General features: G+C 67.7%; 15 protein-coding genes. 9 read left to right on the forward strand and 6 right to left on the reverse strand.

What is annotated here, in order from left to right:
* The first annotated feature begins 36 nt into the window (after positions 1-36).
* Positions 37-3,153 (forward strand): ATP-dependent DNA helicase, encoded by a 3,117-nt coding sequence (locus P9A17_RS06980; RefSeq protein ID WP_278037839.1) that lies wholly within the window; start codon positions 37-39, stop codon positions 3,151-3,153.
* Positions 3,150-6,428, forward strand: a complete 3,279-nt coding sequence (locus P9A17_RS06985; RefSeq protein WP_278037840.1) for an ATP-dependent DNA helicase — start codon at positions 3,150-3,152, stop codon at positions 6,426-6,428. Before P9A17_RS06980 ends, P9A17_RS06985 begins: the two co-directional genes overlap by 4 nt.
* Here the strand turns inward: P9A17_RS06985 and P9A17_RS06990 are convergent.
* The gene (locus P9A17_RS06990; RefSeq protein WP_278037841.1) at positions 6,425-6,829 is read right to left on the reverse strand and encodes a hypothetical protein; all 405 of its coding nucleotides are present in this window, start codon (positions 6,827-6,829) and stop codon (positions 6,425-6,427) included. The genes P9A17_RS06985 and P9A17_RS06990 overlap by 4 nt on opposite strands.
* Positions 6,830-6,875: 46 nt before the next feature.
* Here P9A17_RS06990 and P9A17_RS06995 point away from each other — a divergent pair, with 46 nt between their 5' ends.
* Both P9A17_RS06995 and nudC read left to right on the forward strand, forming a co-directional pair.
* Complete coding sequence (locus P9A17_RS06995; protein WP_278037842.1) at positions 6,876-7,970, forward strand: potassium channel family protein; 1,095 nt, start codon at positions 6,876-6,878, stop codon at positions 7,968-7,970.
* Positions 7,971-7,998: 28 nt separating this feature from the next.
* On the forward strand, positions 7,999-8,958 hold the full coding sequence (gene nudC, locus P9A17_RS07000; RefSeq protein WP_278037843.1) for an NAD(+) diphosphatase: 960 nt from the start codon (positions 7,999-8,001) through the stop codon (positions 8,956-8,958).
* Positions 8,959-9,002: 44 nt separating this feature from the next.
* On the opposite strand, the gene map is transcribed toward nudC, so the two are convergent.
* Positions 9,003-9,773: a type I methionyl aminopeptidase gene (gene map / locus P9A17_RS07005; RefSeq protein WP_278038635.1), complete on the reverse strand. Its 771-nt coding sequence runs from the start codon at positions 9,771-9,773 to the stop codon at positions 9,003-9,005.
* 89 nt (positions 9,774-9,862) lie between these two features.
* Between map and P9A17_RS07010 the strand changes: the two genes are divergently transcribed.
* A complete protein-coding gene (locus P9A17_RS07010) occupies positions 9,863-10,129 on the forward strand; it encodes a helix-turn-helix transcriptional regulator (protein WP_278037844.1) in 267 nt (88 codons plus the stop codon).
* Here the strand turns inward: P9A17_RS07010 and mrx1 are convergent.
* On the reverse strand, positions 10,126-10,377 hold the full coding sequence (gene mrx1, locus P9A17_RS07015; protein WP_278037845.1) for a mycoredoxin Mrx1: 252 nt from the start codon (positions 10,375-10,377) through the stop codon (positions 10,126-10,128). The two genes, P9A17_RS07010 and mrx1, sit on opposite strands and share 4 nt — an antisense overlap.
* An 82-nt stretch (positions 10,378-10,459) precedes the next feature.
* Here mrx1 and P9A17_RS07020 point away from each other — a divergent pair, with 82 nt between their 5' ends.
* Together P9A17_RS07020 and P9A17_RS07025 are read left to right on the forward strand one after the other, a co-directional pair.
* Entirely contained in the window at positions 10,460-12,580 is a 2,121-nt protein-coding gene (locus P9A17_RS07020; protein ID WP_278037846.1) for an ATP-dependent DNA helicase UvrD2, read from the forward strand.
* A gap of 438 nt (positions 12,581-13,018) precedes the next feature.
* Complete coding sequence (locus tag P9A17_RS07025; protein ID WP_278037847.1) at positions 13,019-13,303, forward strand: WhiB family transcriptional regulator; 285 nt, start codon at positions 13,019-13,021, stop codon at positions 13,301-13,303.
* A gap of 28 nt (positions 13,304-13,331) precedes the next feature.
* Here the strand turns inward: P9A17_RS07025 and P9A17_RS07030 are convergent, their stop codons facing one another.
* The 3 genes from P9A17_RS07030 to P9A17_RS07040 form a co-directional block, all read right to left on the reverse strand.
* The gene (locus tag P9A17_RS07030) at positions 13,332-14,669 is read right to left on the reverse strand and encodes an AarF/UbiB family protein (RefSeq protein WP_278037848.1); all 1,338 of its coding nucleotides are present in this window, start codon (positions 14,667-14,669) and stop codon (positions 13,332-13,334) included.
* A 42-nt stretch (positions 14,670-14,711) separates the two neighbouring features.
* Entirely contained in the window at positions 14,712-15,536 is an 825-nt protein-coding gene (locus tag P9A17_RS07035) for a cyclodehydratase (RefSeq protein ID WP_278037849.1), read from the reverse strand.
* 213 nt (positions 15,537-15,749) lie between these two features.
* Positions 15,750-17,132 carry a zinc-dependent metalloprotease gene (locus tag P9A17_RS07040; RefSeq protein ID WP_278038636.1) on the reverse strand — a complete coding sequence of 461 codons (1,383 nt, stop codon included), beginning with the start codon at positions 17,130-17,132 and terminating at the stop codon, positions 15,750-15,752.
* Positions 17,133-17,227: 95 nt separating this feature from the next.
* Here P9A17_RS07040 and P9A17_RS07045 point away from each other — a divergent pair, with 95 nt between their 5' ends.
* The gene (locus tag P9A17_RS07045; protein WP_278037850.1) at positions 17,228-18,253 is read left to right on the forward strand and encodes a PDZ domain-containing protein; all 1,026 of its coding nucleotides are present in this window, start codon (positions 17,228-17,230) and stop codon (positions 18,251-18,253) included.
* A gap of 88 nt (positions 18,254-18,341) precedes the next feature.
* Complete coding sequence (locus P9A17_RS07050) at positions 18,342-21,353, forward strand: UPF0182 family protein (protein WP_278037851.1); 3,012 nt, start codon at positions 18,342-18,344, stop codon at positions 21,351-21,353.
* Positions 21,354-21,361: the final 8 nt, after the last annotated feature.

The following is a 21,361-nucleotide window of genomic DNA, read 5'->3' on the forward strand; positions in this document are numbered from 1 at the left end:
GGGCGACTTGTCGGACCCCCGTGATGTCATGCCTGCATGTCCGCGCCACACACCGAACTGACGCCCGAGGCCCTGGGTCTGCGGGACACCCGCGGCACCGTGCGGGTGCTGGGAGGCCCGGGCACCGGTAAGAGCAGCCTGCTCATCGACACCGCGGTGGCGCATATCGCGGCCGGTTGCGACCCGGAATCGGTTCTGCTGCTGACGGGTTCGGCGCGGCTGAGCTCCGAGGCCCGGGCCTCGATCACGACCAGACTGTTGGGTGCCGGGGGGCGTGACGCGGTTCGGGAGCCTCTGGTGCGCACCATTCACTCCTACGCTTTCGCGGTGTTGCGGCTCGCCGCGCAGCGCAACGGAAGCCCGCAACCACGGCTGATCACGAGCGCCGAACAGGACGGCATCATCCGCGAAATGCTGGCCGGCGACGTCGAGGACGGCGACGCATCACCCGTGCGGTGGCCGGAGCGTCTGCGGCCGGCCTTGAGCACTGTCGGGTTCGTGACCGAACTGCGTGATCTTATGGCCCGCTGCAGCGAGCGCGGCGTCGATCCGCTTGCCCTGCAACGCATCGGCCGCATCAACGGCCGCCCCGAGTGGCAGGCGGCCGGGCGCTTTGCCCAGGCCTACGAGCAGATCATGCTTCTGCGTTCCGCGGTGGGCATGGCCGCCCCCCAGGCCACTGTGCCTGCACTGGGCGCCGCTGAACTCGTCGGCGCGGCGCTGGAGGCGTTCGCGACGGATCCCGACCTGCTGGCAGCTGAGCGCGCGCGTGTACACCTGCTCCTGGTCGACGACGCCCAGCACCTCGATCCACAGGCCGCTCGCCTCGTCGAGATCCTCGGCGCGGGTGCCGAACTGACCGTCATCGCCGGCGATCCTCATCAGACGGTGTTCGGATACCGCGGCGCCGATCCGACGCTGTTGCGTGGAGACGGCCACACGCTGACGCTCACCGAGTCGCACCGGTGCGCGGCACCGCTCGCCGATGCGATCGGCGCTGTCACGCGTCGGCTTCCCGGCGCCGACGCCTCACGCCCGTTCACCGGCGGCAATGGGCCGGGTTCGGTCGCCGTCCGCATCGCCGCCTCATCGCACGCCGAGTCGGCCCTCATCGCCGACGCGTTGCGGCGCGCACACCTTGTCGACGGCGTGCCCTGGGAGGACATGGCCGTCATCGTCCGGTCCGTGTCCCGCATGGGTGCGTCCCTGGCGCGCGCGTTGACCGCGGCCGGCGTGCCGGTCGATCAGCCGCACACCGATGCGCCGCTTGCCGATCAGCCGGCGGTGCGGGCGCTGCTGACGGCGCTGGAAGCAACTGCCGACGGCCTCGACGGGGAACGCGCGCTGGCGTTGGTGACCGGACCCATCGGACGGATCGACCCGGTGTCGCTGCGCCAGCTCCGACGTGCGCTGCGTCGCGGTGTGGACGAGTCATCGGGCGGCTTCGGGGAACTTCTCGTCGCCGCGCTGCACCGTGATTCGGTCCCGCTGTCTGACGAGCAGGCTCGTGCGTTGCGACGCGTCCGCGCGGTTCTGACCGCCGCACGGCGCAGCGCCGACGAGGGCAGCGATCCGCGACACACGTTGTGGCAGGCGTGGCACCGGTCGGGCCTGCAGAGGCGCTGGCTGGCGGCGGAGGAACGCGGGGGTCCCGCTGCCGCGCAGGCGGAACGCGATCTCGACGCGGTCACCGCGATGTTCGACGTCGCCGAGCAGTACGTCGACCGCACCGCCGGAGCGTCGATCCGCGGACTGATCGATCACATCACAGCGCTGTCCCTGCCGCCGGTTCGCCGCGACGACCAGGCCGGTCACGCGGTCGCACTGGTCAGCGCGCACTCGGCGCTCAATCGTGAGTGGGAGTTCGTCGTGATCGCGGGTGTGCAGGAAGGTCTGTGGCCCAACGTTTCTCCGCGGGGCGGCGTGCTGGCCACTCAGCAGCTCGTCGACGTCATCGATGGTGTCGCGGAGGCCGGACAGCGCTTGTCCTCCCGCGCACCGCTTCTGGCCGAGGAGCGGCGGTTGCTGATCGCCGCGATGGGACGGGCCCGCCGGCGGTTGCTTGTCACGGCCGTCGACAGCGATGCGGGCGAGGACGCCATGTTGCCGTCGTCGTTCTGTCATGAGCTGGCCGCGCTGGCCACCGAACCGGCGCCCGAGCCCGATCTGCCGGTCCGGGCGCCCAGAGTGTTGGCGCCCGCTGCCGTGGTCGGTCGGCTGCGTGCCGTGGTCTGCGCCGCCCCCGGCGCCGTGGATGACATCGAACGGGCCTGTGCGGCAGCCCAGTTGGCGCGTCTGGCGGACGCGGGTGTGCACGGTGCCGATCCCGGCGCGTGGTACGGCGCGCGTGAACTCTCCAGCGACCAACCGCTGTGGGATGGCGACGATCACGTGGTCACGTTGTCGCCGTCGACGCTGCAGATGCTGTCCGACTGCCCGCTGCGCTGGTTGTTGGAACGGCACGGGGGGTCGCGTGGCCGCGATGTGCGCTCGGCGTTGGGTTCGCTCGTACACGCCCTGGTCTCGGAGACGGGGAAGTCCGAGTCACAGCTTGGCAGTGCACTGGAAAAAGTATGGGAGGAACTCCCGTTCGATGCTCAATGGCATTCCGACAACGAGCTCGGCCGGCACCTCGAAATGCTGGCCACGTTCCTGCGTTGGCGCACCGACACCCGCACCGAGCTGACCGAGATCGGCACCGAGATCGACGTCGACGGTGAGATCGACGACGTGGACGACGACGGGCCTGCGGTGCGGGTCAGGGGACGGCTCGATCGTCTGGAACGCGACAGCGAGGGTCGCCTGGTCGTCGTCGACCTCAAGACCGGAAAGAGCCCGGTGACCAAGGGGGACGCTCAAACCCACGCACAGCTGGCGATGTACCAGCTCGCGGTGGCGGCCGGCCTTCTCGCCGAGGGGGATGAGCCCGGCGGCGGCCGGCTGGTCTACCTGGGCAAGACCACCGGTGGCGGCGCCACCGAACGTCATCAGGATGCGCTGACCGAAGAAGGCCGCGCCGAGTGGCGATCCCAGGTCCAGCGCGCCGCGGCGGCGACGCAGGGCCCGGAGTTCGTCGCCCGGGTCAACGACGGTTGCGCGCATTGCCCGGTCCGGGCGATGTGCCCGGCGCAGGACACCAGGAGTGATACGTGAGCACACCCCGATACAGCCCCGCCGAACTGTCCAAGGCGCTGGGTCTTTTCGAGCCGACTGACGAACAAGCTGCCGTCATTGCGGCGCCGCCGGGCCCGCTCGTCGTCATTGCCGGCGCCGGTGCCGGCAAGACCGAGACGATGGCGGCGCGCGTGGTGTGGCTGGTCGCGAACGGTTACGCGCATCCCGGCGAGGTGCTGGGCCTGACCTTCACCCGCAAGGCGGCCGGTCAACTGCTGCGCCGCGTGCGGTCCAGGCTGGCGCGGCTTGCCGGGGCGGGGCTGACGATCCCCTCGGGGAGCGCGGATTTCGCCGAGGACCCCGTGACCATCGGCACCTATCACGCTTTCGCGGGAAACCTGTTGCGCGAGTACGGGCTGATGCTCCCGGTGGAGCCCGACACCCGTCTGCTCGGCGAGACCGAGCTGTGGCAGTTGGCTTTCGGCGTGGTGTGTGAACATCCGGCTGCTCTCGACACCGACAAGTCGCCGACGTCGATCACCGGCATGGTGCTGCGCCTGGCCGGCCAGCTGTCGGAGCATCTCGTCGACACCGCACAACTGAACGACACCCACGTGGAACTGGAGCGTCTCGTCCACGCGCTCCCCGCCGGCAGGTATCAGCGTGACCGGGGTCCCAGCCAATGGCTGCTGCGGATGCTGGCGACGCAGTCCGAGCGCACGATGCTGGTTCCGCTGATCGACGAGCTGCACCGCAGGATGCGCGAGGGCAGGGTCATGGACTTCGGGATGCAGATGGCCTCGGCCGCGCGGCTGGCATCGCAATTCCCCACTGTCGGTGAGCAATTGCGGCAGCGCTATCGGGTGGTGCTCCTCGACGAGTATCAGGACACAGGGCATTCACAGCGGGTCGCGCTGTCATCGTTGTTCGGGGGAGGCGCCGACGACGACCTGGCTCTGACGGCCGTCGGCGATCCCATCCAATCCATCTACGGGTGGCGTGGCGCGTCGGCGACGAACCTGCCGCGGTTCACCACCGATTTCCCGTTGTCGGACGGCACACCCGCGCCCACGCTGGAACTGCGCACCAGCTGGCGCAACCCACCGGAGGTGTTGCATCTGGCCAACGAGGTGTCGGTCGACGCGAGACGCCGCTCCGTCGCGGTTCGGGCGTTGCAGCCGCGGCCCGCCGCGGAACCGGGAACCGTCCGCGCTGCGCTGCTGTCCGACGTTGAGGCCGAACGGGATTGGGTCGCCGATCAGATCGCGGGCCGATGGCACGGCGGTATCGCGCAGTCCGGCGCGGTCCCGACCGCAGCGGTGCTCGTACGCAGGAACGCCGATGCGGCGCCGATGGCCGAAGCGCTGGGCCGGCGAGGGGTTCCCGTCGAGGTGGTGGGGTTGGCCGGTCTGCTCGCCGTTCCCGAGGTCGCCGATGTCGTTGCGATGCTGCGCCTGTGCGCGGATCCGACTGCCGGTGCCGCCGCCGTCCGCGTGCTGACCGGACCGAGGTGGCGGCTCGGTGCGCGCGATGTCGCGGCCCTGTGGAAGCGGGCGGTCGCACTGGTGGATGCCGGCAGCCCGGCCTCGGACACCGCGTCGGCGACCGCGGAGATCGTGGCCGAGTTGGGGCCCGACGCCGATGGCGCATGTCTGGCCGACGCGATCTGCGATCCCGGGGCCGCCGCGGCTTACTCCGACGTCGGCCACGCGCGGATCGTCGCGCTCGGACGTGAGCTGACAGGACTGCGGGCGCATCTGGGAAGCCCACTGCCCGACCTCGTCGCCGAGGTGCGACGCGTTCTCGGAGTGGACGTGGAAGTCCGTGCCGCCCAACCGGTCTCTGCCGGTTGGACGGGATCCGAACATCTGGACAGATTCGGTGACGTGGTGGCCGACTTCGCATTGCGGGGGCCGGTGACGGTGTCGAGTCTGCTCGCCTACCTCGACACGGCCGAAGAGGTCGAAAACGGGCTCGCGCCGGCCGAGGTCTCCGTGTCCGCGGACCGCGTGCAGATCCTGACGGTGCACGCGGCAAAGGGCCTCGAGTGGCAGGTCGTCGCCGTGCCCCATCTGTCGGGGCGGGTTTTCCCGTCCACGGCCTCTCCGCGGACGTGGCTCACCGACGCCGCGGACCTGCCGCCGCTGCTGCGCGGCGACTGTGCGACAGTCTCGGCGCACGGGGTTCCGGTTCTCGACACCTCCGATGTCAGCGATCGGAAAGGGCTGTCAGACAAGATCTCCGATCACAAGGCCAGCCTGGATCAGCGTCGCACCGACGAGGAGCGACGGTTGCTCTACGTCGCGATCACCCGGGCCGAGCACACGCTGCTGGTGTCGGGGCACCATTGGGGAGCGACCGAATCCAAGCCGCGCGGTCCGTCGACGTTCCTGTGCGAGCTCAGGGAGGTCATCGACGCATCCGTCGTGGCGGGCACGCCGTGCGGAGCCGTCGATGTGTGGGCCGACGCTCCCGCCGACGGCGAGGCGAACCCTTTGCGGGACCGCGTGATCGAGGCCATGTGGCCGGTGGATCCGATGGGCGGTCGCCGCGCGCCGGTCGACCACGGAGCACACCTGGTGAGCGCCGCGATGTCGGCCGCCGCTCCTGACGCGGCCGAGGAGGAGGATCGTCACGGCTGGGCCGCGGACGTCGACGCGCTGCTGGCCGAGCGGGAGATGGCCGCGCGTCGACCGGTACCGGTGCTGCCCGTGCAGCTGTCGGTGAGCGCGATGGTCGAACTCGGTCGGGATCCGGGCGCGGTCGCGCAGCGGTTGCAGCGGCGTCTGCCGCGCCGCCCGGACGCGCAGGCGTTGCTCGGCACCGCGTTTCACGAGTGGGTGCAACGCTATTTCCAGGCGGAGAAGCTGTTCGATCTCGACGATCTGCCCGGCGCCGTCGACGCCGACCGTCAGGACAGGGGAGAGCTCGAGGAGTTGCAGACCGCGTTTGCGCTGTCGCCCTGGGCCGCCCGCACGCCGATCGATGTCGAGGTGCCGTTCGACATGATGATCGCGGGCCGGGTGGTGCGTGGCCGTATCGACGCCATCTTCGCCGGTTCGGACGACACGGTCACCGTCGTGGACTGGAAGACGGGCGATGAGCCGTCAACACCGGAAGACCTGCAGCTCAACGCTATTCAGCTCGCCGTGTATCGGTTGGCGTGGGCTCGGCTGCACGGATGCCCGGTGTCGTCGGTGCGGGCCGCGTTCCACTATGTGCGCACCGGGCGGACGGTGATGCCCGATGTGCTGCCCGACGAGGACGATCTGATCGCCTTGCTGACCGACCAGATCGGAGAGGAGGCCGCCTAGCTCTCTTTGTAGATTTTCCAGGCCTGCGTGATCATAGGGATCTGCAAGGGCAGCCGCGCGATCGCGCCGATCCGCATTGGCAGGTTCTTGGTCGGATCTTTAAACCAGAGCCGCACCATGTTCACGTTGCCGGGGAAGACACCGGCGTAGAGCGCAATCGCTGACAGCGCTCCGGCCTTGCGAGTCTTGGGCGCCAGCAGCAGGGCGCCGACACCGACCTCGGCGACGCCGGAAGCGTAGGTGTAGAACCGCGCCGAGCCAGGAAGCTCCTCCGGAACGATGGTGTCGAACGGCTTGGGCGCCGCGAAGTGGAGGATGCCCATCCCGACGAGCCAGGCGCCGGTCTTGGCGCCCCGAGATGAATTGGTGATGCGCTGCAGTGCCGACGTGGAAGAGGTCATGATTACATTGTGCTGGTGTGGCTGCCTCACCTTATGACCGGCCCTCGTGGCTAAGGGACGCCTGCGGCGACGGGTGCGTCGGTTCGATCAGTCCTTGGCCGAGTTGCCCGACCACGCGCTCACCGACCGCGTTCAGATCCCGACGACGCTCGTCGGCCCGGCCCGACGGATCACGGTCCGCGTCGTCTATGCGCTCACCGCGCTGTTCGCCGCGGTCATCATCGTCTATCTGGATCGGGACGGCTATCGCGACATCGGGAGCGAACCGGACCCCGCCAATCCGCTGTCGTTTCTGGATTGTCTGTATTACGCGACGGTGTCGCTGTCGACCACCGGCTATGGCGACATCACGCCTGTCTCTCCGACGGCCCGGCTGATCAACGTCCTGGTGATCACGCCACTGCGCGTGGCCTTCCTGATCGTGCTCATCGGTACCACGGTAGAAACCCTCACCACGCAGTCGCGGCAGGTCTACCAGATCCAGCGATGGAGGAGCAGATTGCGCAACCACATCATCATCGTCGGCTACGGCACCAAGGGCCGGACTGCGGCCGCAGCGATGGTCGGCGACGAGGTCGCTCCCGCGGACATCGTCGTGGTGGACGAAGACTCCGCCTCGCTGGAACGCGCGAAGAGCGCGGGGCTGGTGACCGTTCGCGGCAGCGCCACCGACTCCGAAGTGCTTCGACTGGCCGGCGCGCAACACGCCAAATCGATCATCGTGGCGACCAATCGCGACGACACCGCTGTGCTCGTGACGCTCACGGCGCGCGAGCTCGCGCCGAAGGCGAAGATCATCGCCGCCGTCCGTGAGGCGGAGAATCAGCATCTGCTCGAACAGTCCGGCGCCGACTCGACGGTGGTGACCTCGGAGACCGCGGGCCGCCTGTTGGGCATCGCCGTGCAGACGCCGAGCGTCGTCGAGATGATGGAAGACCTGTTGACTCCCGACCGCGGGTTCGCCATCGCCGAGCGGGAGGTCACGCCGAAGGAGGCGGGCGGTTCGCCCCGGCATCAGACCGACATCGTGCTGGGTGTGGTGCGGGGCAACAGGCTGATCCGCGTCGACGACCCCGAGGTCGACGCGTTGGAATTGGGGGATCGGCTGTTGTACATCCGGTCCGCGGACGAGGACCGATGAGCGCTTGCGCGAAGAGCAGAGAGCACCGATGAGCGACGAGCACTCGGTCAACCCGGTCAACAGCCCAGGGTTTCGGCTTCGCAATGTCCCGTTGCTGTCGCGGGTGGGCGCCGATCGCGCCGACACGCTGCGCACCGATCTCGACGCCGCAGTGGCCGGCTGGGCCGATGCGCTGCTGCTGCGGGTGGATCGGCGCAATCAGGTGCTGATCGCCGACGGCCGCGCTGTGCTGAACAAGGCCAGTGGCGCGGCGGACAGCCCACCCGAGGACGCCGTGTTCCTCGGCAAGCTCGACGACGGCCGACATGTGTGGGCGATGCGCTCCGACTTGGAGCCTCCCGAGGATCCCGGCCTGAAGACCGAGGTCCTCGACCTTCGCCGCACCGGTGACGTGTTCGACGATGTGAGCGCTCAACTCGTCGCGACCGCGACGGCGCTGCTGAATTGGCATGACAACGCGCGGTTCAGCCCGGTCGACGGTGCCCCGACGAAGCCGGTCAAGAGCGGTTGGTCGCGGGTCAACCCGGTCACCGGCCACGAAGAGTTCCCGCGCATCGACCCTGCGGTGATCTGTCTGGTGCACGACGGCCACGACCGCGCCGTGCTGGCGCGGCAGACAGTGTGGCCGCCGCGGCTGTTCTCGATCCTCGCGGGGTTCGTCGAGGCGGGGGAGTCGTTCGAGTCCTGTGTGGCGCGCGAGATCGCCGAGGAGGTCGGCCTGACGGTCACCGACGTCCAGTATCTGGGCTCGCAGCCGTGGCCGTTCCCGCGGTCGCTGATGATCGGCTTTCACGCTCTCGGCGATCCCGATCAGCCGTTCTCGTTCAACGACGGGGAGATCGCCGAGGCGCAGTGGTTCACCCGCGCCGAGATCCGCGAGGCGCTCGATCAGGGTGACTGGGGTTCGGGCGGCAGTTCCCGGCTGCTTCTGCCCGGCTCGATCTCGATTGCCAGGGAGATCATCGAATCTTGGGCTGCGCTGGATTAGCCTCGAGTCCTGGCTGGCTCGATTAGCCTCAGCGGCAATCTATTTCAGCCGAGTTCGGTGAGAACCCGCGGACCGTCCTCGGTGACCGCGATGGTGTGTTCTGAGTGCGCAGTGTTCGAGCCGTCGGCCGACCGCAACGTCCAGCCGTCGTCGTCGACGATTAGCTGGTTCGTCCCGCGACCCCACCACGGTTCCAGCGCCAGGGTCATGCCGGCCTGGAGCCGCAGCCCGCGGCCCGGTTTCCCGCGGTTGGGGACGTGGGGGTCCTCGTGCATGGTGCGTCCGATGCCGTGCCCGCCGAAGTCGGTGTTGACGGCGTAGCCATCCGCGGCGGCGACGGCGCCGATGGCCGCGGAGATGTCGCCGAGGTGGCCGCCGGGAACCGCGGCGTCGATGGCCGCGGCCAGGGCCCGTCGGGTGGAGTCGACAAGGGCGACGTCGGCGGGGTCCTTGGGTGATCCGACGATGACGGTTCGCGCGGCGTCGGCGGCCCATCCGTCGATGGTCACGGCGAAGTCCATCGTCAGCACGTCGCCGTCGCGCAGCACATAGGAGTGTGGAAGCCCGTGCAGCACACCGTCGTTGACCGACAGACAGATGACGTTCTGGAAGGGTCCGCGGCCGAACGACGGTGCGTAGTCCCAATAGCACGAGGTGGCTCCGCGCTCAGCGACGAGCGCTCGAGCCCGGTGTTCGAGCTCCATCAGGTTCATGCCGGGCGCCGCCTCGCGCGCCAGCGTGTCCAACGTGTAGGCGACGAATTGCCCGGTGACGGCCATCATGTCGATTTCTTTGGCGGTCTTGAGTTCGATCATCGCGGGCAACTCCATCAGCTCGGTATTTTTATACCGAGCCGACGATACCAGTCGCGGTACTTTAATACCGGTTCGGTTAGGCTGGGCCCATGGTTCGCGTGCCCCTGAGTCCCGAGCAGATCCGTGCCGGACAGCGCCTCGGTGCGTTGATCAGAACGGCACGCGCAGGCCGTCCGGCCGACGTCATCGCCCGCGAAGCGGGCATCTCACCCGAGACTCTGCGCAAGATCGAGGTCGGCAGGCTGCCGAGCCCCAGCTTCGGGACGGTCGTCGGTCTGTGCGACGCACTCGGTCTTCCGCTTGATCACGCCGTCGACGTGTGGCGTGGCGCAGACGGCGAACAGATCGCGATCTAGCTGGCGAGCTTGGCCTTGACCTGCTTGATGCTCGGGTTGGTCAGCGTCGAACCGTCGGCGAACTTCACCGTCGGCACCACATGGTTCCCGTTGTTCACCGATCCGACGAACTCCGCCGCGGCGGGTTCGGCCTCGATGTCGACCTCGTCCCAGACGATGCCTTCGGACTTGAGGGCCATCTTGAGGCGCGAGCAGTAGCCGCACCACGTCGTCGTGTACATGGTCAGAGCGGCGCCATCAGTACTCATAAGCCATTCAACGTAGCCGACGTCCCCAACATGCCCGGGTCGAGGCCCGCGATTGTCGGGCCGCGCTGACATGATGGTCGCCATGTCTCCCACGGCCTCCCGCGACCGGTTACTGGGCGACCTCGATGAGGAGCAGCGCGACGCGGTGCTCGCTCCTCGCGGCCCGGTCTGCGTGCTTGCCGGTGCAGGCACCGGCAAGACGCGCACCATCACCCGCCGGATCGCTCATCTCGTGACGGCCGGGCATGTTGCGCCCGGCCAGGTGCTGGCGGTGACGTTCACCTCCCGTGCGGCCGGTGAGATGCGGGGACGGCTGCGCGCGCTCAGCGAAGATGGAGTGGGTGCGTCCACCGAATCGGTGCAGGCGCAGACGTTCCACGCCGCCGCACGTCGCCAGCTCGCGTACTTCTGGCCACGCGTCGTCGGCAGCACCGAGTGGCAGTTGATGGACAGCAAGTTCGCCGTCGTCGCGCAGGCCGCCAACCGCGGCGGGCTGCCCACCGGCACCGACAACGTCCGCGACCTCGCCGGCGAAATCGAGTGGGCCAAGGCGTCTTTGATCAGTCCGGAGACCTACCCGGCGGCGGTCGCCGAGGCGGGCCGCGACATCCCTTTCGACGCGGCCAAGATCGCCACGGTCTACGCCAACTACGAGGCGCTCAAGACCCGGCGGGAAGGCATGGTCCTCCTCGACTTCGACGACCTGCTGCTGCACACAGCCGCCGCGATCGAGAACGACGTCGCCGTCGCGCAGGAGTTCCGCGATCGATACCGCTGTTTCGTCGTCGACGAATATCAGGACGTCACACCGCTGCAGCAGCGTGTGCTCGACGCGTGGCTCGGCGGCCGCGACGATCTGACCGTCGTCGGCGATGCCAACCAGACCATCTACTCGTTCACCGGCGCCTCGCCGCGCTATCTGCTGGACTTCTCGCGCCGCTTCCCGGAGGCCACAGTGGTGCGCCTCGAACGTGATTACCGCTCGACCCCGCAGGTGGTGTCGCTGGCCAATCGCGTCATCGCCGCGGCCCGCGGCCGCATGGCGGGCAGCAAGCTGCATCTCGTCGGGCAGCGCAAGCCTGGGCCCAACCCGGTGTTCCGGGAGTATCCCGACGAGGTCGCCGAGGCCGCGGCGGTGGCCAAGAGTATTCAGAAGCTCATCGAATCCGGCACTCCCGCTTCAGAAATCGCGGTGTTGTATCGGATCAACGCGCAATCGGAGGTCTACGAAGAGGCGCTCACCGAGGCGGGTGTCCCGTTCCAGGTGCGCGGCGGCGAAGGGTTTTTCAGCCGCCAGGAGATCCGGCAGGCGCAGCTGGCGCTGCAGCGGACGGCCGAACGTACCGAGGGGGACACCGTCGGGGAGCTTCCGCAGATCGTGCGCACCGCCCTCGAGCCGCTCGGGTTGACGGCCGAGCCGCCCGCGGGCACCAGCGCCCGCGATCGCTGGGAGGCGCTCGTCGCGCTCGCCGAACTGGTCGATGACGAGGTCGAGCAACGCCCGCATCTCGATCTGCGCGCGCTGCTCGCCGAACTGCGTCAGCGCGCCGACGCGCGGCACCCACCGGTGGTCCAGGGCGTCACGCTGGCGTCGTTGCACGCCGCGAAGGGGCTGGAGTGGGACGCGGTGTATCTGGTCGGGCTAGCGGACGGCACCCTGCCGATCTCGCATGCGTTGTCCCACGGACCCGACAGCGAACCGGTCGAGGAGGAGCGCCGCCTGCTCTACGTGGGAGTCACCCGGGCGCGCGTGCACCTGACGTTGACCTGGGCGCTGGCCCGCAAGCCGGGTGGCCGTCAGGGCAGGCGCCCGTCACGGTTCCTCAACGGCATCGCGCCACAGTCCCAGCGTGACGACGGGCCGAGCAAGCCGCGCAAGCCCCGTGGGCCGACGCCGCGCTGCCGTGTCTGCAATGCGGCACTGACTTCACCGCCGGCGATCATGCTGCGCCGCTGCGAGACGTGCCCGTCCGACATCGACGACGAGTTGCTCGCCGAGCTCAAGGACTGGCGGCTGCGAACCTCGAAGGAGGCCAGCGTGCCCGCGTTCGTGGTGTTCTCCGACAACACCCTGATCGCGATCGCCGAATCCCTGCCGACCGATGACGCCGCGCTCGTCGCGATCCCCGGCATCGGCGCCCGCAAGCTCGAGCAGTACGGAGCCGATGTCCTCGCGTTGGTCAAAGGCCGCCAAAAAAAGTAAAGATCGCGCCAAAACCGCTGGTCAAAAATATGTTGTCGGTTCTGGCTGCTAGCGTCTAACCTCAGAAACACACAGACGAGTGCCATGTGCGAAAGGAGGGTGTCCGACATGAACAGCAATTTCGATTTCTCCGGCGTAGCCGCTGCCGGCATCAGGGCCCTCCACGCCCAGGTTCAGGGGCATCCCGCACATCCCACTGCCAAAGCAGCTGCCGCCGCCGCGCCGCGTAAGCGTCGCGCCGCCGCCGGCACGGTTGCCGTGTCCGTGAGGGGTTATATCTAGGTACAGCCCCAACCGCCTCCCAGGCCACGGACCCGTAAACACCGGATCCGTGGCCTTTTTGTTTGGGTTTCCTCCCAATCAAGCCTGGTCCCAGATCCACCGAAAAGAGTTCACACACCAACCCAAATCCAACGACCAGGAAGCAGAGGACCGGACATGTCTTCGCCGACATGCGAGACGACGACGCTGACCAAGATGATTGTGCCGTGTCATGTCGAGGAACCCGATCTGTGGTTTGCCGAGGATCCGCGTGAGCTGGAACGCGCCAAGGCGCTGTGCGCGGATTGCCCGATCCGGCGGGAATGCCTGAACGCTGCGCTGCAGCGTCAGGAGCCGTGGGGTGTCTGGGGCGGCGAAATCCTCGACCGGGGCACGGTCATCGCACGGAAGCGGCCGCGTGGACGGCCGCGCAAGGATGCGAAAGACCCTGTCGCCGCGTGACTTTCACGCGCGGCGGCGGGGTCTGCCGCTAAACCTCGTCGGGGTTGGCGAACCCCGGCACCTTTTCCATCGCGATGCGCCGGGTGTCGACGTGGGCGTCGAGCTGGCATGAGATCGCGACGATCGACGCGATCACCCGCATCGGAATGATCAGCTTGGGTGGAAGGTCCATCTGCCGCGCGGCTTTGATCTGGCCGGGCGCCTTGTCGAGTTCGAGGGCGGTCATCTTCTGCAGCCACTTGCGGGTGTAGTGGAAGACGGGGACCTCAAGCGGCTCGACGTATTGGCGCAGTAGGTCGTCGATCTCGCGGGTCGACACCTGCTGGCCCTTCTGGATGAACCCGACCTTTTCCATCGTCGGCAGCAGCTTCTCGTAGTTCTTGTCGACGCCATAGCGCAGGATCTGGCCCAGCTCGATGGGCCAGCCGCCGGGCATCGGTGCCACGGCGCCGAAGTCGATGACACCCATCTTCTTGCCGGGCAGCAGCATGAAGTTTCCGGGGTGGGCATCGCCGTGCACCATTTCAAGCCGGGTGGGGGCGTCGTCGCAGAACTCGAACATCCGGGTGGCCATCAGGTCACGCGTCTCCTGGTCACCGTCGCGGATGATCTGCGACAGCGGGATGCCTTCGATCCATTCCTGGATGACAACCTTGGGCGCGCTGGCGACAACGTGGGGTACGACGAAATGCGGATCGCCTTCGTAGGCTTTCGCGAACGCACGCTGGTTGTCGGCTTCGAGTCGATAGTCGAGTTCCATCTCGGTGCGTTCGATCAGCTCGTCGACGACGCCTTGCACGTCGGCGCCGGGGGACAGCTGTTTCAGCACGCTGACCATGCGCTGCATCGTTTTCAGGTCGGCGCGCAAGGCTTCGTCGGCGCCGGGGTACTGGATCTTGACGGCGACCTCACGGCCGTCGGACCACACCGCTTTGTGCACCTGGCCGATGCTGGCCGAGGCCACGGCTTTGTCGTCGAACGATTGGAACCGTTCGCGCCACTTGGTGCCGAGCTGCTGGTCGAGCACGCGGTGCACCTTGGCCGCGGGCAGCGGTGGCGCTTCGCGCTGGAGTTTGGTCAGAGCTTCGCGGTAGGGCTTTCCGTATTGCTCGGGAATCGCTGCTTCCATCACCGACAGGGCTTGGCCGACTTTCATCGCGCCGCCCTTGAGCTCGCCGAGCACCGTGAACAGCTGTTGGGCCGCCTTGTCGAGCAGTTCGGCGTTGACCTCGTCTTTCGACTTGCCGGTCAGCCGTTTACCGAAGCCGAGTGCGGCACGTCCTGCCATACCAACCGGCAGCGACGCCAACTTGGCGTTGCGTGCGACGCTGCCCCGCTTGATCTCACTCACATGACCATCATCCACGACCGCGGCACACTTCCACCAACTAGTTGGAAACCGGTGTTGTCAACACGAGCACGAAGGGTGCCGCGACCATCGGCGGGCGTCGATCGAGCCGCTGGCGACGTCGAATTCCAGCGTGGTTTCCAGGGTCGACGGGTTCGCCACCGGGACCTCCGCGCGGATTCCCCGGATGATGTGCTCGATCTCTTTGAGCGCCAGCGCTGCGGTCGCCAGGACGGTGGCCCGGTCCGCGCTGCCGACGGTGCGGCACAGCTGTGCTGCGACGGCCGGCCAGGCGGCGTCGCGATCGCTGCGGTGCAGGTCACCACAGCGCAGGCAGCTCGTCGCCCCGGGGATGACCAGCGGCCCGACGAGACCGGTGCCGTCGCGGACGCGCACGGGCAGATGGGGCACGCCGGCCTCATGGAGGTCGCGGACCAGGCGGGGGTCGGCGACGAGGTAGTCCGTCAGGACGACGAGATCGGCTTTGGTGCTCGACGCGTTGGTTCGCGTGGTCCGGCTGATCTTCACGTTGGAGCAGCGCAGTGACGTGGTCAGGAGATCGGCGAGCGGACCGTCGCCGTGGACGCGCACCGATACGGCCCGCACGTGGGTGCGTGGCGCGGAGGTGACGACGCCGCTGCTGACGAGGTGGGTGACGAGCCCGTCGACGAGGGTCGCCTCGACGCCGTGTCCGGCGGCCATGGTCTGTAGTTCGGCGGTGGTCGCGGCGGTTTGCAACGTGCGGAGCAGTTCGACGAGGACGGTGCGGGGCAGTCCTGCGGGTGGGTGGACGATGAGGGCGCGACGCGGATCCCACCCGACCTGGACGGTGCCGTCAGGCCTCGACAACACCGGGGTGCTGGGGCTCAGCGCGTATCGCGTCATGGCTCGACCCTGTCACGGCGCGCGGACACCCAGCCGAGTTATCCACAGGCTCTGGTGGGGTCGTGAGGCGAAGGGGCCAGGCTCGGCGGTGGTTGTCGAGTTACCCACCGCGAGCGACATTGTCGCTCGTTGGGCAGGCAGGCTAAGCAGAGGCCGACTTTGTCGCTCGCACTGGGCAGCGCGAGGTTCGGCCGAGACCCGGCGCGGGCGCGGCTACTCCTTGGGGGAGTCGCCCTCGTCGCTGCCGCGCTGCAGGTCGCGTTCCAGGTCGGCGATCGCTTCTTCGATGCCGCTGGTGTCGCCGCCGATCATCCGGTCGATGAACCCGGCCGGCTCGTCGAGATCCGATGCGCTGGGCAGCAGGTCGGGGTGCTGCCACACACCGTCGCGCGCATCGGCGCCGACGGCGTCGGTCAGCTTCACCCACAGGTCGGCGGCTTCGCGCATCTTGCGGGGCCGCAGTTCGAGGCCGACCAGCGTGGCGAACGTCTGCTCGGCGGGCCCACCGGTGGCGCGTCGCCTGCGCAGCATCTCGCTCAGCGCGGCGGTTCCCGGGATCCGGTCACCGAGGGCGTTGGAGACGACGGTCTGCACCCAGCCTTCGATGAGCGCCAGCAGTGTTTCGAGGCGTTCCAGCGCCGCTGTCTGCTCCGGGGTGGCCTTGGGCTCGAAGATCCCCTGGTTGAGCAGCTGCTCCATTTGCGACGGATCGGTCAGCGAGGCCGGGTTGAAGTCGCGGGCGAAATCTTCGATGCCGGACATGTCGATCTTGGTGCCCTTGGCGAACGCCTCGACGGCGCTGAGCAGCTGGCTCGATAGCCACGGCACATGGCTGAACAGGCGGTGATGGGCGGCCTCGCGTGCGGCAAGGAACGTCACGATCTCGCTGCGCGGCTGCTCCAGCCCCTCGGCCAGCGACTCGACCGCCTCGGGCATGAGAGCCGCAACTCCCTTGGGGCCCAACGGAAGTCCGATGTCGGTGGAGGTGAGCACCTCCTTGGACAGCTTCCCGAGCGCCTGCCCCAACTGGGAGCCGAACGCCATTCCGCCCATCTGCGACATCATCGCCAGCAGCGGACCGGCCATCGCTTTGGCCTCCTCGGGCAGGGCCTGAGCCCACACCGTCGAGATCTGCTCGGCCACCGGATCGCACAGGCGCTTCCAGGTGTCCATCGTGTTGTCGATCCAGTCGGTCGGTGTCCACGCCACCGTTCTGCTGGTGCCCGCGGGCAGCGGGGTGACTCCGTCGAGCCAGGTCTCGGCCAGGCGGACCGCATCGGAGATCGCCGTTGTCGTCTGCTCGGGAACGGGCGTGACGAAACCGATCGAGCTGGACGCGAGCTGGCGGGCGAGGTCGTAGTTCACCGGTCCGCCGGAGGAGCCGCCGGCCATCGACGTGCCTGCGCCGCTGAACATCTCGCCGAGCTTGGAGAAGATCTGGCCGAGCTGCGACATGTCGAATTCACCGCCCGGCATGCCCATACCGAAGGGGTCGGCCCCCTGCTCGGGGCCGTCTTTCTTACGCTTGTCACGGTCGGGGTCATCCCCGGCGGAGAAGCCGAAGGGCAGGTCAGCCATGCCCCCAACGGTACTCACCATGGGCGCGCCGCGCGCCCGCGCGGGTCACGCTGAGAGTGAACCCAGGTGATCTTCGCGGCCCGCGGCGGGCATTGCCCTCTACTGTGGGCGGCGTGAACAGGCGGATGTCGACCCTGATCGTCGCGCTGGCGCCGATCCTGATCTTCGGGCTGCTGCTGTCCGCGGTGACCGTGCCGTACGTGGCGCTGGGCCCGGGGCCGACGTTCGACACGCTGGGCGAAGTCGACGGCATGGAGGTCGTCGATATCGAGGGCACCGAGCTACAGAAGACGTCCGGGCACCTCAACATGACGACGGTCTCGCAGCGTGACGGGATGACGCTGGGGCAGGCACTCATCTTCTGGGCGTCGGGCCGCGACCAGCTCATCCCGCGCGATCTGGTCTACCCGCCGGACAAGACGCGCGAGGAGATCGACGAGGCCAACAGCGCCGACTTCCGCCAGTCCGAGGACAGCGCCGAGTACGCCGCGCTGCACTACCTGAAGTATCCGATGGCCGTCACGATCGAGAGCATCGACGAGGAAGGCCCGTCGAAGGGCAAGCTGCAGGGCGGTGATGCTGTCGACGCGGTCGACAACCAGCCCGTCGCCACCCTTGAGGAGTTCCAGGCGCTGCTCAAGGACAAGAAGCCGGGCGACGTGATCGTCGTCGACTATCGCCGCAAGAACGAGGCGCCCGGCACCGCCGAGATCACGCTCGGCAAGCACCCGGACCAGGCCGACAAGGGAATCCTCGGGATCAACGTTCTCGACGCGCCGTGGGCACCGTTCACGATCGACTTCAACCTCGCCAACATCGGCGGTCCGTCGGCGGGGCTGATGTTCAGCCTGGCCGTCGTCGACAAGCTGACCACCGGGGACATCAACGGCGGCAAGTTCGTCGCAGGCACCGGGACCATCACCGGGGACGGCGTCGTCGGCTCGATCGGCGGCATCACCCACAAGATCGTCGCCGCCCAGGAAGCCGGCGCCACCGTGTTCCTGGTGCCCGCCGACAACTGTGCGGAGGCCAAGACCGCCGACGCCGACGGGATCGAGTTGCTCAAGGTGGACACCCTCGAACACGCGATCGACGGCTTGAGGACGCTTTCCGCTGGTGGTGAACCTCCCCGCTGCTGAGACGGCACCGTCGGAGGGATGCGTAAAGTTATGGCTGAGTTATCGCACCTGTAAATCTGCTGGGAATTTCTGAGAGTGGAGTAGTCGAGTGGGTATGCGGCCCGCGGCGAGAATGCCGAAGCTGACGCAACGAAGCCGGTTTCTGATCGCGGTCGCCTTGGCCGTGGTCGTGCTGCTGCTGTTGGGGCCACGGTTCATCGACACCTATGTCGACTGGCTGTGGTTCGGGGAGCTCGGCTACCGGTCGGTGTTCACGACGCAGATCGTGACCCGGGTGGTCATCTTCTTCGTCGTCGCGATCCTGTTGGGTGCCGTCGTCTTCGCGGGCCTGACGCTGGCCTATCGCACGCGGCCGGTGTTCGTCCCGACTGCCGGCCCCAACGACCCGATCGCCCGTTATCGCACCGCGGTGATGTCGCGCCTGCGGCTGGTGGGCATCGGGGTGCCGGCGTTCATCGGCGTGCTCGCCGGTTTCGTGGCGCAGAGCTATTGGCAGCAGGTGCAGCTGTTCCTGCACGGCGGCAGTTTCGGGGTGACGGACCCGCAGTTCGGCATCGACCTCGGTTTCTATGCCTTCGATCTGCCGTTCTACCGTCTCATCCTGTCCTACCTGTTCGTCGCGACGTTCCTGGCGTTCATCGCGAACCTGTTGGGCCACTACCTGTTCGGCGGTATCCGGTTGGCCGGTCGCAGTGGTGCGCTCAGTCGCGCGGCCCGCATCCAGCTGATCACGCTCGTCGGCTTGCTGATGCTGCTTAAGGCGGTGGCGTACTGGCTGGACCGCTACGAGCTGCTGAGCCACACGCGGGGCGGTAAGCCGTTCACCGGCGCCGGGTACACCGACATCAACGCCGTGCTGCCTGCCAAGCTGATCCTGATGGCCATCGCGGTCATCTGCGCCGTCGCGGTGTTCTCCGCGATCTTCCTGCGCGACTTGCGGATCCCGGCCATCGGCGTGGTGCTGCTGCTGCTGTCGTCGTTGGTGATCGGTGCTGGCTGGCCGCTGGTGGTCGAGCAGATCAGCGTCCGCCCCAATGCCGCGCAGAAGGAAAGCGAATACATCAGTCGCAGTATCTCGGCGACGAGACAGGCGTACGGGCTGACGGAGGACGCCGTCACCTACCGCGACTACCCGGGCAACACCAGTGCGACGGCGCAACAGGTGGCCGCAGACCGGGCGACGACGTCGAACATCCGCGTGCTCGACCCGAACATCGTCAGCCCGGCGTTCACGCAGTTCCAGCAGGGCAAGAACTTCTACTTCTTCCCCGACCAGCTGAACATGGACCGCTACCGGGACGAGACCGGCAGCCTGCGGGACTACGTGGTGGCCGCGCGTGAGCTGAACCCCGATCGCCTCATCGACAACCAGCGGGACTGGATCAACCGCCACACCGTCTACACCCACGGCAACGGCTTCATCGCGTCGCCGGCCAACACGGTGCGCGGAATCGCCAACGACCCCAACCAGAACGGCGGTTACCCCGAGTTCCTGGCCAGCGTCGTCGGCGCCAACGGCGAGGTGACGTCGCCCGGCCCCGCTCCGCTGTCCCAGCCGCGCATCTACTACGGTCCCGTGATCGCCAGCGCGGCCGACGACTACGCGATCGTCGGGGAGAGCGGCACTCCGCGCGAGTACGACTACGAGACCAACACCGACACCCGCAACTACACCTACACGGGCAGCGGCGGTGTTCCGATCGGCAGCTGGTTGACGCGCAGCGTCTTCGCCGCGAAGTATGCCGAGCGGAACTTCCTGTTCTCCAACGTCATCAACGACAGCAGCAAGATTCTGTTCAACCGGGACCCTGCCGATCGTGTCGAGGCGGTCGCCCCGTGGCTGACCACCGACACCACGGTATATCCGGCGATTGTCAACGAACGGATCGTCTGGATCGTCGACGGTTACACAACATTGGACAACTACCCGTATTCGGAATTGCAGTCGCTGTCGTCGGTGACCACCGACTCCAACGAGGTGGCGCAGAACCGACTGCAGCTCGACAAGCAGGTGTCCTACATCCGCAACTCGGTCAAGGCCACGGTCGACGCCTACGACGGCACCGTGACGCTGTACGCCCAGGACGAGCAAGACCCGGTGCTGCAGGCGTGGATGAAGGTGTTCCCCGACACCGTCAAGCCCAAGGCCGACATCAGCCCAGAGCTGCAGGAGCATCTGCGCTATCCCGAGGATCTGTTCAAGGTGCAGCGCGCGCTGCTCGCCAAGTACCACGTCGACGACCCGGTGACGTTCTTCTCGACGTCGGACTTCTGGGACGTCCCACTGGATCCGAACCCGACGGCCAGCAGCTACCAGCCGCCGTACTACATCGTCGCCAAAGACCTTGCCGAGAACAACAGTTCGACGTCGTTCCAGCTGACGAGCGCGATGAACCGGTTCCGACGGGACTTCCTGGCGGCCTACATCAGTGCTAGCTCCGATCCCGAAACGTACGGGCGGATCACCGTTCTGACGATTCCGGGGCAGGTCAACGGTCCCAAGCTTGCGTTCAACGCGATCAGTACCGATACCGCGGTCAGCCAGGACCTCGGTGTGATCGGCCGCGACAACCAGAACCGGATCCGCTGGGGCAACCTGCTGACACTTCCTCTGGGTCAGGGCGGATTGCTCTATGTCGCACCGGTTTACGCGTCACCAGGTGCCAGTGATGCGGCGTCGTCGTATCCCCGCCTCATCCGTGTGGCGATGATGTACAACGACCAGATCGGGTACGGGCCGACGGTGCGCGAAGCGTTGACCGACCTGTTCGGTCCGGGGGCCGACGCGACGGCCACGGGGCCGGCGGCCACCGATGTGCCTGCGGGCCAGGCTCCGCAGCAGCGGCCGCCTGCCAGTCCGCCTGCCGCGCCGCCGAACCGGCCGGGGCAGACGCCGCCGGCCGGGCAGCCGGAGGTTCCGGTGGCGGTTCCGGGTGCCGGTCCGACGCAGCTGTCGGCAGCGAAAGCCGCAGCGCTGCAAGATGTCAACGCCGCATTGGATGCCCTCAAGGGTGCTCAGGAGAGCGGGGACTTCGCGCAGTATGGTGACGCTCTGCAGCGTCTCGACGATGCGGTGACCAAGTACCAGTCGACCAACTGACCGTCGAC

The organism is Mycobacterium sp. 236(2023), from assembly GCF_029623955.1.
In the GTDB taxonomy this organism is placed as follows: Bacteria; Actinomycetota; Actinomycetes; order Mycobacteriales; family Mycobacteriaceae; genus Mycobacterium.